The organism is Photobacterium damselae subsp. damselae (assembly GCF_038086725.1).
Lineage (GTDB): Bacteria > Pseudomonadota > Gammaproteobacteria > Enterobacterales > Vibrionaceae > Photobacterium > Photobacterium damselae.
In genome coordinates, this window is record NZ_CP146970.1 from 2753615 (window position 1) to 2766928 (window position 13314).

The window sequence follows — 13314 nt, forward strand, 5'->3', positions numbered from 1 at the left end:
GTATCTGGACGGGAAATTAGTATACCAGACACCTTTTATTGCTACAACGTGAAAACTATCACAGCTACCCACGTTTTTTTTTGTTTCAAATCAATTAAGCTAACTAGTCACTCTAATTGCTTATTTTTGCAGCCATTAACCAATAAAAATTGGCAAATTAGCCTCAACCAAATTCTTTATTACGACCTGTGAAAAATCATTTTAGTTCCATTTTTTTCACTATATTCCACTCTTGGTCTAACTGCTCTAGTGAACAATTTGAAATTTCCATACCTTGTTCTAGCACATTTTTTTCAACTTTGCGAAATCTGCGCTCAAATTTTTTATTGGCTTTTTGCAGTGCTCGTTCCGGATTCACATTAAGGTGACGACTTAAATTCACCACTGAAAATAGGAGGTCGCCCATCTCCTCTTCAATTCGATTTTGATCAAGGGTGACTTGCTGAAATTCATCCATCACTTCATCTAGCTCTTCGACAACTTTTTCAGCAACAGGAGCTACACTATCCCAATCAAAGCCAAATTGGGCACATCGTTTTTGAATTTTATCGGCACGAGTAAGAGCAGGCATCGCCAACGGCACATTAGCCAATATACTATTATCGACCGCTTTATCTGCTCGCTCTTTGGCTTTTTCAGCCTCCCAATTAGCTTTCACTTCGGCTTCTGATGCAAACTGTTTATCGGCAAAGACATGAGGATGACGACGAGTAAGCTTTTCACAAATTCCGGCAACGACCTCATCAAAATCAAACAAATCTTGCTCTTTTGCCATTTGGCTATAGAACACGACTTGAAATAATAAATCCCCCAACTCTTCTTTTACATCGAGCCAATTTTGTTTTTCGATCGCATCAGCCACCTCATACGCCTCTTCAAGAGTATAAGGGACAATAGAATCAAAGCTCTGCTTAATATCCCAAGGGCAACCACGTTCTGGATCTCGCAATTGAGACATAATCACTAATAATTGTTCCATTTGAGATGATTTTTTATTGCCCATACCATTCACATTCTAAAAGGGCGCTTGCAATACTAGTTGCAAGCGCCTAAACATCGATAGTTAATACTAGAAAACTAATCTAGAAATTCATAGCGATGATCAATCATCATGGTGGCAATAGTCATTTTGATTACGTTCTTGACTATGATGGCAATGTTGATGATGGCTATTATTCTGATCATGGTGATGTTCACATGGATTTTGATGTGAGTGGTGATGGCCTCTACATCCTTGATGATGTGAATGATGATATTGGCAATCAGAATCATGTTCACAGTCAGAATCATATCGACAGCTAGAGTGATGGGAACAGGTATAACTATCATCGTTAGATGACTGAGCTAATGCATAGTGCGGCATAAGCAGTGATACAAGCAGCAACAAAGAACTTGTAAGACGCTTTTCAATCATAAGATTAAACAGTTTCGACTTCATAATATATCCTTTCATATTCATTATTTTGCTTGCTCCGCCATAAAAATATCGGACCCATTTTTCATCCCTTGCACACATAAAATAAAGGCCAATAACTGCTTTATTTCATGAGTTGGTATATTCATAAAATTATTATCAGGGATAAGAATTACCGAAATAAGTAAAAAAACACTTACAACGTTATTTTTTGCTAATAATTTAAATGGTGATTTTTTCATAATAGTTCTCTTGCAGCCTTATGAATAAGGTCACATTATTAATTCATCTTAATTATTACCCATGAATATAATTCATTAGAGTAACATTCTAAAACTAATCCTTATTCTGAACGTAAGAACACTCAGAAATAAATGAACTATTCTATTATTGGGGGGCGATATATTGATTTTATTACCGCAACTACAAGTGGTTCTTGAAGATATTCAATCGGTAAAAGATCACTGATCATCGCAATAACTAATGGAGGAAAATACAAGAGATGAAAGACATTACTACTAGAACGAGGCAATACGTGGCAACATGGGCAGTTTGCACAATCATGGCAACCATTGTCACACTGTAAGCAACAATGATCAGATTGTTGAGTCACATTCTGTTTTATCTGCTGTATATTTTTTATATTGAAGGAAGAAGAGACTAGATTATCAATTGAAAAATTTTGACTCATATATACAGAACTCACACTACTACTTAACAGTAATATTGCTGTAAATAATGCATAGAATATTTTATGTGAATTTGAAAAATACATATTGAGTCTTTATTTTTAAGTCAATCAAATATTATAGAGCTTATATATATGAGTCAACATCAAAAATTATTTAAGATCATTTAGTAATGATATTTATTTAACTAATAAATTAATACTATAATTTAATATTTTATAATAATCATTATGTTGTATAAAAAAACGGGTAGCACTGTGGCTACCCGTTATCTAATTATTGTGATGTTCTAGTATAGACGTTTAGCTTCTGCTACATCTTTAACTTGTTCGATTCGCTTTAAGACTCGACCAAGCACTTCTAGATCGGTTAATTCAAGTTCAAAGTCCATAATCGACATCTGTTTCTTAAAGTCAATTCGGCTCTTCATCCCAGAAACTTTCACCTTTTCATTAGAAAACGTATTGGTTAAATCTTTAATTAAACCGTTTCGCTCAGAGGCCGTCACTCGAACCGTGATGGTGTAGTTACCGGCATAACCGCCACCCCATACGGTATCAATGATTCGTTCTGGTGCATGATGGCGTAACTCATCTAACTGTTCACAATCACTACGGTGTACTGAAATACCTCGACCTTGAGTGACAAATCCTTGAATATCATCACCAGGAATTGGCTGACAGCAACGCGCTAAGTGCGTCATTAGGTTATCAACCCCTTCGACAACCACCGCATCACGTTGTGGTTTCTTGGCGGTTCGAGCTTTTACCTCGGTCAATTTCTCCAACAATTGCTGATCTTCTTCTTCAGCAGTTGGTTTATTTACCAGGGCATTAATATGGTTGATAACTTGGTTGATTCGGACATCACCACTACCGATGCCGGCAAACAGTTCATCTGGCGTTTTCACATTAAAGCGCTTAATCGCATACGCTTCCGCATCTTTTAATGTTGCACCAATTTTGGCTAACTCTTGCTCAAGAATTTCACGGCCAGCAATGATGTTTTTATCGCGATCTTGTTTACGGAACCAAGCATGAACCTTAGCTCGGGCACGACTCGAATTAACAAAGCCTAAGTTAGGGTTTAACCAGTCGCGCGATGGGTTGGGCTCTTTTTGGGTGATAATTTCAACCTGATCCCCCATCTGTAGGTGATATGTGAAAGGTACAATACGCCCTTCGACTTTAGCACCAATACAGCGGTGTCCCACTTCAGAGTGGATGTGATAAGCAAAATCTAATGGCGTTGCATTAAGCGGTAAGTCAACGACATCTCCCTTGGGAGTAAAAGCATACACGCGATCATCAAACACCTGGCTGCGTAACTCATCAAGCATTTCACCAGAGTCTGACATCTCCTCTTGCCATGCTAGAAGCTTACGTAGCCAGTTAATTTTTTCATCATACGCCGACTTAGCACCCGAAGAGGATCCTTCTTTGTATTTCCAGTGTGCCGCTACACCCAATTCAGACTCTTCATGCATCTGTTTAGTACGGATCTGAATCTCAATGGTTTTGCCTTCTGGGCCTAACACTACCGTATGAATTGATTGGTAACCATTTGGTTTTGGGTTAGCCACATAGTCATCAAATTCTTTTGGTAGATGACGATATTTGGTATGAACAACCCCGAGCGCGGCATAACAATCTTGCAATTGATCAGCAATAATACGCACCGCACGAACATCAAACAGTTCATCAAAGGCCAAATTTTTCTTCTGCATCTTACGCCAGATACTATAGATATGCTTAGGTCGGCCTTGTACTTCGGCTTTAATATTTGAAGCTTTCATGGCTTCAGATAAATCAGTCACAAAATGAGTAATGTAGTTTTCACGATCGATACGGCGCTCAGATAACTGCTTTGCTATCTGCTTATAGGTATCTGGGTGTTGATAGCGAAAAGCGTAGTCTTCAATTTCCCACTTGAGCTGACCGATACCTAAACGGTTTGCTAGCGGCGCATAGATATTGGCACACTCTTGTGCTGCAGTACGACGAACGGCATCTTCTTCATCTTTAACTTCGCGAAGATGACAAATACGTTCGGCTAATTTAATCACTACGCAGCGGAAATCATCCACCATCGACAGCAACATGCGACGAATATTATCAACTTGTCCAGGTTGCGCCGTTTCTTCGGTAGTTGATTTTAGTTGGCTAATGGCACACATCTGCTCAACGCCAACAACCATATGAGAAATTGTAATGCCATAGTCTTCAGTTAAAGCTTCGTGGCTATATAACCCCGCTTCAACCAAAGGAAATAGCATCGCAGCGACCAGTGTATCGGTATCCATACTTAGGGTAACTAAGATTTCCACCATCTCGCGACCGCGCCATAACAATAACGCGGCTGACTCTTCCTCTGTCACCAAGCTTAAACATCGCTCATAGGTAGACTTAATTTGCTCTGCCGTTGCCGACTCTTGCTGCAAACTATCAACCCATACAGCTAATTCAAACTTGGAATTTTCCTTTAAATGCGCCCCACGAACTGCGACCATTTTTCTATCCTGCTATCTTCTAAAATAGTGAAAACACGCCGTTCTGATACTGTTGTTTATTATTACTTAGAACGAACAAATAACGCCATTGACTCTAAATGTCCGGTATGAGGGAACATGTCCATCATACCCAATTGAGTTAGCTGATACCCTTTATGCAAAAGTATCTGACTATCACGAGCCAATGTGGCTGGATTACATGACACATAGACCACTTTTTCTGGAGCAAGTTTAACTACGTGTTCCATTACACCTGCAGCGCCAGCACGAGCAGGGTCAAGTAAAATCTTGTTAAATGGCTTCTTTGCCCAACTAAACTCAGTCACATCCTGTTCTAAGTTAGCTTGGAAAAACGCCGCATTATTAATTTGATTATATTGAGCATTGTCTTGTGCACGATGAACCATTTCATCAACACCTTCAACACCTACCAGTGTGTTTGCTCGTTTTGCCAGCGGTAAACTAAAATTACCTAAGCCACAAAATAGATCTAACACACGGTCATCAGCTTGAACATCTAGCCAATCTATTGCTTGCTTAACCATGGCAATATTGACGTCACGATTGACTTGAATAAAGTCTTTTGGTGAAAAATATAACTTTTGGCAGTCTAATTCATAATACGGGCGATCACCAAAAATCTGCTCAATTGAGTCTGCTGTTGGGGCCATAAACAACATAATTTGCTGGGATTTTGCAAACTCAAGTAGCTTACTCATATCAGCATCAGAGAAAGGTTGCAGATGACGAATCATCACCACTCGACCATTATCCGCTTCTACCAATTCCACATGGCCTAAGTGTTTGCGCCCTTTTAAACTGTTTAATAGCTCGCGCAATACAGGTAACAGTTCATTCAGTGATTGAGCAAGAACCATGCATTGCGGCACATCTACAATCTCTTTACTCTGCTTTTTACGGAAACCAAACTGCAATTGACCGCGATTATCTAACCGGATACCAAATCGAGCACAGCGGCGATAGTGCGTATCGGGACCGACAATCGGTTCAGCTTGAGTAATTGCTTGATCAGCCCCGGCAAACTTAGTCATTAACTCAGTCAACGACTGCTGCTTGGCCGTAACCTGACCTTGATGAGATAAATGCTGCAAGTTACAGCCACCGCACTGGTCATAGATAGGACATTGAGGTTTAATACGCGCCTGACTATCAGTTAAACGCTTTATCACGCGGGCACGCGCATATTGCTTTTTATCTTCAGTGAACTGAACAACCGCACTTTCACCTGGAAGTACTCCCTCAACAAAAACAGGTTTATTGTTGAGATGGCCGATACCCGCTCCTAGATGGTCAAGGCGAGTAATGGTAATTTCCTTATGTTTAGTATCGGTAATTTTACGTTTTTGAGGCTTAAAAAAGCGTGCCATAGTGTTTTGCTCACTGTTCAGACATTGAGTGTTTGTCGAATGGCCCTTGATTCTTTAAGCTAAGGGCCTCTAATGGGCGACAATTCTCCCACAGAATCGCATTCTTGTAATTAAGAGAACCATGACCAGATACGGACTTCGTGCTCGGGTTTTTACCCTAACATTAGCACCCACACTGATTATAGGCTTGTTATTAAGTGCCTTTTTTACCCTGAGTCGCTATCAGGATCTTGAGCACCAATTAATATCAACAGGCACCAGTATTATTGAGCCGTTGGCGATCTCCGCAGAATATGGCATGACAGACAAAAACCGCGAAGCAGTTCGTCGTCTGATCAGCTATGCCCATCGCAAACATTCTAACATAGTCCGCAGTATTGCGGTGTTTGATGCGCATAATCAGCTCTTCGTCACGTCTAATTTCCATCGCAATTTTGAAGCGCTGATGTATCCACCTGATAAACCGATCCCCCCGTTATTGGAAACGGAGTTGCGCGACAATGCTTTAATTATGCGAGCCCCGATTCTAACCGAAGGGCAATTTGGTCCCCATGCAGACCCTAGCTTACGAGGTACACCACTTGGCTATATCTCGCTTGAATTAGATCTTAGCGCACTACGATTACAACAATATCAAGAGGTCTTTACGGCTTTAATGGTCTTGTTATTAGGACTAACCTTATCATCGTTATTTGCCTATCGTTTGATGCAAGATGTGACTCGCCCTATTTCTCATATGGTTAGTGTGGTTGACCGTATTCGTCGCGGCCATTTAGATATTCGAATTGAAGGCCGATTATTGGGTGAATTAGACACACTAAAAAATGGCATCAATGCAATGGCAATTTCATTGTCTGAATATCATGTAGAGATGCAACAAAGTATCGATCAGGCAACATCCGATCTTCGAGAAACCTTAGAGCAGTTAGAAATCCAAAACGTTGAGCTTGATATTGCGAAAAAACGTGCGCAAGAAGCGGCCCGAGTAAAATCAGAATTCTTGGCCAATATGTCACACGAACTTCGAACTCCACTCAATGGTGTGCTGGGCTTTACTCGCCAGATGCTAAAAACACGGCTCAACCCAAGTCAGCAAGACTATCTGCTTACCATTGAAAAATCGGCCAATAATCTCTTAACCATCATTAATGATATTTTGGACTTCTCTAAGCTCGAAGCCGGTAAACTATTACTGGAAAATATCCCATTTGATTTTGCTGAATCCTTAGATGAAGTCATGCGCCTTCTGGCCCCAACAGCCCATGAGAAAGGATTAGAGCTTACCTTAAAAGTCGATGATCGCATTCCACCAAGTCTTATTGGTGATGCCCTACGTATTCAGCAAGTGTTGACCAACTTAATTGGCAATGCGGTGAAGTTTACCGAACGTGGCAATATTGATGTCACAGTAGAGCTCAAATCAGACAAAGATGATGAAGGGATTGAGCTGCAGTTTATGGTGCGAGATACCGGTATTGGTATTTCTGAACGACAGCAAGCGCAACTGTTCCAAGCCTTTAGCCAAGCAGATGCCAGTATTTCACGTCGCTATGGCGGCACAGGATTAGGACTGGTTATTACTCAAAAACTGGTCTCTCAAATGGGTGGTGAAGTGAGTCTAACCAGTCGTTTGCATCAAGGATCAACCTTCTGGTTTACTGTCCGCCTAACCAAAACTGATTTGCCTGTATCACAACTTATTGATACTTCATCACTTAGTGGTAAAAAAGTACTACTGATTGAGCCGAACATGCAGGCAGCATCTGTGATTCAACAGCGCTTAATTAATGTGGGAGTTCATGTTACCTACCGCTCTGTTATGCCAGAAGATGTGGAACGCCACGATTACACCCTATTGTGTTTATCACCTGGTGAACAACCACCGATTGCAACATTAATCGACCAGGTCTTTAAGGCCGAACAAATGACCGATAACGTCATTGTCTGCTTACCAACAACAGAGCTGGCGCTATCTGAACGTTTGGTGAACGCGGGAGTGAGCGCCTGCTTAGGTAAGCCATTAAGTCAGCGCCGACTGTTTGAAGTGATGTGTGGTGATAATGAGCAGATGGAACCTGAACAGCCACTACTTCCAGAACCGGCTAGCCCAATTCAACCTCTTACTGTGATGGCTGTGGATGATAACCCAGCTAACCTTAAGCTGATCTCTGCCCTTTTGTGTGAACGAGTAGAAACCGTCATTACCGCAACAGGTGGTCGCAAAGCTGTTGAGTATGCAAAACAGAAAGCCTTTGATCTTATCTTTATGGATATTCAAATGCCTGAAATGGATGGGGTTACCGCATGCCAGCAGATTCACGATACCGAACTCAACCGCACCACGCCAGTTATTGCAGTAACGGCCCATGCAATGGCTGGTGAAAGAGAGCGCTTAATTAACGCTGGAATGGATGACTACCTCACCAAGCCGATTGAAGAGCACATTCTACAACAAGTATTGGGACGCTGGATTGCTCCTATTGAATCTCAAATAGAGCCTCAAGCTTTAATTGCGCCATTACCGACATCGGTTGAGTCAGTACCCAAACAAGATGTCAGTTTTGATTGGGATCTGGCTCTAAAACAAGCAGCAGGCAAAGAAGATCTTGCTCGCGATATGATTCAGATGCTGCTTGATTTTATGCCTGAAGTTGAAATGTTGGTTAATGAAGCCTTAGATGGCAAAGAGGTCGATCTCTGGCCTCCAATTCATAAATTGCACGGCAGCTGTGCCTATAGTGGTGTGCCACGCTTAAAAAATCTCTGTCACACCATAGAAACAGCCCTTAAAGGCAACGCATCGAATGAAGATATTGAACCAGAGCTGTTTGAGTTAGTCGATGAAATGGAAAATGTGGTCCGCGCTTCCAAAGCTTATCGGACTTAATTCTAATTTATTGTTTTAATAGCTTAACAACAAAAAAACGAGTACTTACCGATAATAGGAAGTACTCGTTTTTTATTGGCTGGGAACAAAAAGCGCAAACTAACCGGGAAATTTCAGCACTCTAAAATAACCGTTGCTACCGCATAATGACGCTCATCAGCAATGGTTAAATGAACGTGGTTAACCAAACGTTGTCGAGCAAACTTCTGTGCTTGCCCGGTTAGGTTTAGTAACGGCTTACCGAACTCATCATGACCAACTTCAAAGTCTTGAAAACTCACGCCCGCGGCAATACCCGTTCCTAACGCTTTAGCCGCCGCTTCTTTTACCGCAAAACGTTTAGCAAGAAATCGTTCTGGACGTTTGGTTTGACTCAGCTCGATTAATTCACTGGCAGTTAGAATGCGCTCAGCAAAGGCCAGCCCCTGTCGTTGCCATACTTTCGCCACTCGCTCAATTTCAGCGATATCGGTTCCCAGTCCAACAATAGCCATTAGCGACGTGCATCCAACATCAATTGACGCATATCAGCAACCGCGGTGCTTAAACCATCAAACAGAGCTCGTCCCATAATAGAGTGACCAATATTAAGTTCATATAGCTCAGGAATTGCAGCAATGGCCGATACATTATGATAAGTAAGACCATGCCCAGCATTGACTTTAATACCGAGATCAGCGGCATAACTGGCAGCTGCAGCTATCTTTTTCAACTCAGCTAACTGCTCACATTCATTGGTTGCATCGGCATAATGGCCAGTATGAAGCTCAATAAATGGCGCACCACACGCTTTTGCCGCATCAATTTGCAAACGATCTGCGTCGATAAATAGAGAAACTTTAATACCGGCTGCGGTTAGTTTTTCTGTCGCAGATTTCACTTTATCAAGTTGGCCAGCAACATCTAATCCACCTTCGGTTGTCAACTCTTCACGTTTTTCTGGGACGAGACAGACATATTCAGGCTTTATTTCTAATGCAATGGCAACCATCTCATCGGTAACCGCCATTTCAAGATTCATGCGAGTCTGAATGGTTTCTCGTAAAATACGCACATCGCGATCGGTAATATGACGGCGATCTTCTCGCAAGTGAACGGTAATACCATCGGCGCCAGCACGCTCTGCAATTTCCGCTGCATGAACTGGATCTGGGTAACGTGTACCGCGGGCATTACGAAGAGTGGCGACGTGATCAATATTAACGCCAAGAAGAATGTGGCTCATGTTCTGGTACTCCTTCCTCGCGGGATAAACAGCTCCCGACTTTTTAACGGCTTCGACCCTAAATAAGGTTTTAAAGCAATCCGTGTAAAACGTTTAGCCGCTCGCAACTGTTCTGGGGTTTCAAAGCGTCTTGCATCAATGGCTTTAAGTTGCTCACCGGTAAAAGTGAGTTGACCCATTTTAATCGATGCAATGAATCCCTGCTGCTCACGGTAGTTATAAGTCATATTATCTTCGACAGGCAATCCGCTGCCTGCACAATGAAGAAAGTCGATACCATAACCGAGATGTTGTAATAATGCTAATTCAAATCGGCGCAGAGCAGGTTCTGGATTATCAGCTTGGGCAAGCTCACGCAATACATTGAGATAATCCAGAAACAGCACAGGATAAGGGGTTTGTGCTTCTAAAACTCGACACAAAACCTCATTAACATACATAGCAGAATAGAGAATATAGCTGCGCATCGGCAGACCGATACTGATAGGTTCAGCATGGGTGAGGACAGGCATACTTCCTTTACCCGACCATTTCATAAATAGTGGTGTAAAAGGTTGCAAAGCCCCTTTAAGATTAGAACGCTTACGTCGCGCCCCTTTTGATAAGATAGAGAGACGGCCTGAATCTTCACTAAAGACATCAAGAATCAAGCTCGTCTCACTGTAAGGACGAGAATGAAGGACAAAACAGCGTTGAAGCCCTTCCATTAAAGCCCCTTATAGATCGTCGATATAACCTAGACTGCGAAGTGCTCGCTCGTCATCAGCCCAACCAGATTTCACTTTAACCCAAAGTTCTAAATACACTTTGCGTTCAAAAAGCTCTTCCATATCGATACGAGCTTCGCGACCAATCACTTTGATCTTTTGGCCCGCTTTACCGATCACCATCTTCTTCTGACCAGTACGCTCAACCAAGATCAGACCGTTAATATCAAAACCGTCAGTTTCTGGGTTGTAGTCAAAGCGCTCAATTTCTACGGTAACTGAGTAAGGAAGCTCATCACCAGTAAAACGCATCAGCTTTTCACGAATGATTTCTGATGCCATAAAGCGCTGAGAGCGATCTGTTACATACTCTTCTGGGAAGTAGTAATCACACTCTGGCAGATGATTGCGAACGATTTTTTCTACCACCTCAATGTTAGTACCGTGCTTAGCAGATACTGGAACTACATCAACAAAATTCATTTTGCTGGCAATTTCTTGCATATGAGGGAATAGATCGTATTTCTCTTTTACGTTGTCGACTTTGTTAACCAAAAGAACCGTTGGTAGCTGAGCTTTTTCAAGCTTACGCAGTACCATCTCGTCATCTTGTGTCCACACAGTGCCGTCAACAAGAAACAGTACTAACTCAACATCGGTTAATGAACTGCTTGCTGCACGGTTCATTAAACGGTTGATAGCACGTTTTTCTTCAATATGAAGTCCTGGAGTATCAACATAAACCGCTTGATAACCATCGCGCGTATCCACCCCCATAATACGGTGGCGGGTCGTTTGAGGCTTACGCGAAGTAATAGACAATTTCTGTCCTACTAAGCGGTTTAAAAGTGTCGATTTACCTACATTTGGGCGACCGACAATGGCGATAAAGCCACAATGTTGTTTATCTGTCATGATTCCAACTGTTGAAGAGCTAATTCTGCCGCAGCCTGTTCAGCCTTGCGTCGACTGCCGCCTTTACCGACAACAGGCTTATCCAAACCTGTTACTTCACATTGTACTGTGAACTCTTGGTTATGAGCTTCACCATGTACCTTAGTTACAGTATATGCAGGTAATGGTAGACGGCGACCTTGCAGACACTCTTGTAAACGTGTTTTAGGGTCTTTTTGGTTTACACCCGGCTGGATGGTTTCCAGACGAGACTGATACCAATCCAGTACGATGTTGCGTACTTTTTCAATATCACTATCCAAATAAATCGCGCCAATGATTGCTTCAACACAGTCAGCTAGGATTGAATCACGACGGAAGCCGCCACTCTTTAGCTCACCAGGGCCTAGCAGTAAATGATCGCCTAGTTCGAATTCACGACCTAATTCGGCAAGTGTTTTACCACGGACCAGTGTTGCACGCATACGGCTCATATCACCTTCATCCACATTAGGAAAACGGTGATATAAGTCATCAGCAATTACAAAGCTCAAAATCGAGTCGCCAAGAAATTCTAAACGCTCGTTGTGAGTACCATTAGCACTGCGATGTGTCAGTGCTAATGTCATCAACTCACTCTTGTTAAATTGGTAACCCAGCTTGCGCTGAAGTCTATTCGCTGGAGTTGTCATTTTATCTCAATTAAATAATTTTACCGATGCGGTTAAAACGCACACCTGTAGGAATCCAAGATGGCAAAATACTATCTGGACTACGATCAAATTCGAAACTGATCCAAATTGCGACCGCCTTACCTACTAAGTTTGCCTCCGGTACAAAGCCCCAATAACGGCTATCTGCACTGTTATCGCGGTTATCACCCATCACAAAGTATTCACCCTCAGGTACGACCCATTCAGCCACACCAGGACGAGGTTGATACGCTAGCGTACGATCTCGACGTAGTGGGTTGATCAGAATATTGTGGCTCACATTACCTAACTGTTCTGTTAACTCAATCATACCCGGCATTGGCGGATACTGACGAGGATCAGTTTGAGGTACTGGAGTACAAACATCTGAACCCTTAGGCGCAATACACAGCTGCTTATTGCCATTGTAACGTACGGTATCGCCAGGAAGGCCAACAACACGCTTAATGTAATCAATTTTAGGCTGTGGTGGATATTTAAATACTACTACATCTCCACGCTTTGGTTCACCTAAGCTTAGGAACTTATCGTGGAAAACAGGATCGCGTAAACCATACACATGTTTATCAACCAAAATAAAGTCACCCACCAACAGAGTTGGCATCATAGACTCAGATGGAATCTGAAATGGCTCATAAACAAATGAACGGAAGATCATGATTAATGCAATAACCGGGAACATTGAGCTTGCCGATTCAACCCAACTAGGTTGTGGGGCAATTTGCTCTAGGGTTTTAGCATCTACTTGATCGCCTGCATTAGCCGCCGCAGCTTCAATCTTTGCTCGTCGTTTTGGCGCCCAAACAAATTTATCCAACGCCCAGATGATTCCGGTAACTAAGGTTGCTAACACCAGAATAATCGAAAAAGTATTTGCCATATGTTTCC

General features: G+C 42.2%; 12 protein-coding genes. 2 read left to right on the forward strand and 10 right to left on the reverse strand.

Features of this window, described 5'->3' with window-relative positions; genetic code table 11:
* Window positions 1-196 precede the first annotated feature (196 nt).
* Window positions 197-1003 (reverse strand): nucleoside triphosphate pyrophosphohydrolase, encoded by an 807-nt coding sequence (gene mazG, locus WAX86_RS12465; RefSeq protein ID WP_237029718.1) that lies wholly within the window; start codon window positions 1001-1003, stop codon window positions 197-199.
* Window positions 1004-1098: 95 nt separating this feature from the next.
* Between mazG and WAX86_RS12470 the strand changes: the two genes are divergently transcribed.
* Window positions 1099-1302: a hypothetical protein gene (locus tag WAX86_RS12470; protein ID WP_237035070.1), complete on the forward strand. Its 204-nt coding sequence runs from the start codon at window positions 1099-1101 to the stop codon at window positions 1300-1302.
* Between the two features lie 156 nt (window positions 1303-1458).
* On the opposite strand, the gene WAX86_RS12475 is transcribed toward WAX86_RS12470, so the two are convergent.
* From WAX86_RS12475 to rlmD, 3 genes are all read right to left on the reverse strand, one after another.
* The gene (locus WAX86_RS12475) at window positions 1459-1656 is read right to left on the reverse strand and encodes a hypothetical protein (RefSeq protein ID WP_065170662.1); all 198 of its coding nucleotides are present in this window, start codon (window positions 1654-1656) and stop codon (window positions 1459-1461) included.
* 736 nt (window positions 1657-2392) lie between these two features.
* Window positions 2393-4612, reverse strand: coding sequence for a GTP diphosphokinase (relA, locus tag WAX86_RS12480; RefSeq protein ID WP_065170663.1), 2220 nt, complete (start codon window positions 4610-4612; stop codon window positions 2393-2395).
* Between the two features lie 62 nt (window positions 4613-4674).
* A complete protein-coding gene (rlmD, locus tag WAX86_RS12485; RefSeq protein WP_065170664.1) occupies window positions 4675-6000 on the reverse strand; it encodes a 23S rRNA (uracil(1939)-C(5))-methyltransferase RlmD in 1326 nt (441 codons plus the stop codon).
* A gap of 121 nt (window positions 6001-6121) precedes the next feature.
* Between rlmD and barA the strand changes: the two genes are divergently transcribed.
* The gene (gene barA, locus WAX86_RS12490) at window positions 6122-8887 is read left to right on the forward strand and encodes a two-component sensor histidine kinase BarA (protein ID WP_138240492.1); all 2766 of its coding nucleotides are present in this window, start codon (window positions 6122-6124) and stop codon (window positions 8885-8887) included.
* Between the two features lie 113 nt (window positions 8888-9000).
* Here barA and acpS read toward each other — a convergent pair whose 3' ends face one another.
* Genes acpS through lepB form a run of 6 tightly spaced genes read right to left on the reverse strand, consistent with a single transcriptional unit; the run spans window position 9001 to window position 13306 of the window.
* The gene (acpS, locus tag WAX86_RS12495) at window positions 9001-9381 is read right to left on the reverse strand and encodes a holo-ACP synthase (RefSeq protein ID WP_065170666.1); all 381 of its coding nucleotides are present in this window, start codon (window positions 9379-9381) and stop codon (window positions 9001-9003) included.
* Entirely contained in the window at window positions 9381-10112 is a 732-nt protein-coding gene (gene pdxJ, locus WAX86_RS12500; protein ID WP_065170667.1) for a pyridoxine 5'-phosphate synthase, read from the reverse strand. The genes acpS and pdxJ overlap by 1 nt, the downstream gene beginning before the upstream one ends.
* Window positions 10109-10819, reverse strand: a complete 711-nt coding sequence (recO, locus tag WAX86_RS12505) for a DNA repair protein RecO (RefSeq protein ID WP_005297751.1) — start codon at window positions 10817-10819, stop codon at window positions 10109-10111. The genes pdxJ and recO overlap by 4 nt, the downstream gene beginning before the upstream one ends.
* Before the next feature lie 9 nt (window positions 10820-10828).
* On the reverse strand, window positions 10829-11734 hold the full coding sequence (era, locus tag WAX86_RS12510) for a GTPase Era (protein WP_036763249.1): 906 nt from the start codon (window positions 11732-11734) through the stop codon (window positions 10829-10831).
* Window positions 11731-12405, reverse strand: a complete 675-nt coding sequence (rnc, locus tag WAX86_RS12515; protein WP_036763248.1) for a ribonuclease III — start codon at window positions 12403-12405, stop codon at window positions 11731-11733. The genes era and rnc overlap by 4 nt, the downstream gene beginning before the upstream one ends.
* A 10-nt stretch (window positions 12406-12415) precedes the next feature.
* A complete protein-coding gene (gene lepB, locus WAX86_RS12520) occupies window positions 12416-13306 on the reverse strand; it encodes a signal peptidase I (protein WP_005297748.1) in 891 nt (296 codons plus the stop codon).
* Window positions 13307-13314: the final 8 nt, after the last annotated feature.

What these genes read in the sequence shown, in the direction of transcription:
- mazG (WP_237029718.1), bottom strand. Translation starts at nt 1,003, where the DNA reads ATGGGCAATAAAAAATCATCTCAAATGGAACAATTATTAGTGATTATG.
- WAX86_RS12470 (WP_237035070.1), top strand. Translation starts at nt 1,099, where the DNA reads ATGATCAATCATCATGGTGGCAATAGTCATTTTGATTACGTTCTTGAC.
- WAX86_RS12475 (WP_065170662.1), bottom strand. Translation starts at nt 1,656, where the DNA reads ATGAAAAAATCACCATTTAAATTATTAGCAAAAAATAACGTTGTAAGT.
- relA (WP_065170663.1), bottom strand. Translation starts at nt 4,612, where the DNA reads ATGGTCGCAGTTCGTGGGGCGCATTTAAAGGAAAATTCCAAGTTTGAA.
- rlmD (WP_065170664.1), bottom strand. Translation starts at nt 6,000, where the DNA reads ATGGCACGCTTTTTTAAGCCTCAAAAACGTAAAATTACCGATACTAAA.
- barA (WP_138240492.1), top strand. Translation starts at nt 6,122, where the DNA reads ATGACCAGATACGGACTTCGTGCTCGGGTTTTTACCCTAACATTAGCA.
- acpS (WP_065170666.1), bottom strand. Translation starts at nt 9,381, where the DNA reads ATGGCTATTGTTGGACTGGGAACCGATATCGCTGAAATTGAGCGAGTG.
- pdxJ (WP_065170667.1), bottom strand. Translation starts at nt 10,112, where the DNA reads ATGAGCCACATTCTTCTTGGCGTTAATATTGATCACGTCGCCACTCTT.
- recO (WP_005297751.1), bottom strand. Translation starts at nt 10,819, where the DNA reads ATGGAAGGGCTTCAACGCTGTTTTGTCCTTCATTCTCGTCCTTACAGT.
- era (WP_036763249.1), bottom strand. Translation starts at nt 11,734, where the DNA reads ATGACAGATAAACAACATTGTGGCTTTATCGCCATTGTCGGTCGCCCA.
- rnc (WP_036763248.1), bottom strand. Translation starts at nt 12,405, where the DNA reads ATGACAACTCCAGCGAATAGACTTCAGCGCAAGCTGGGTTACCAATTT.
- lepB (WP_005297748.1), bottom strand. Translation starts at nt 13,306, where the DNA reads ATGGCAAATACTTTTTCGATTATTCTGGTGTTAGCAACCTTAGTTACC.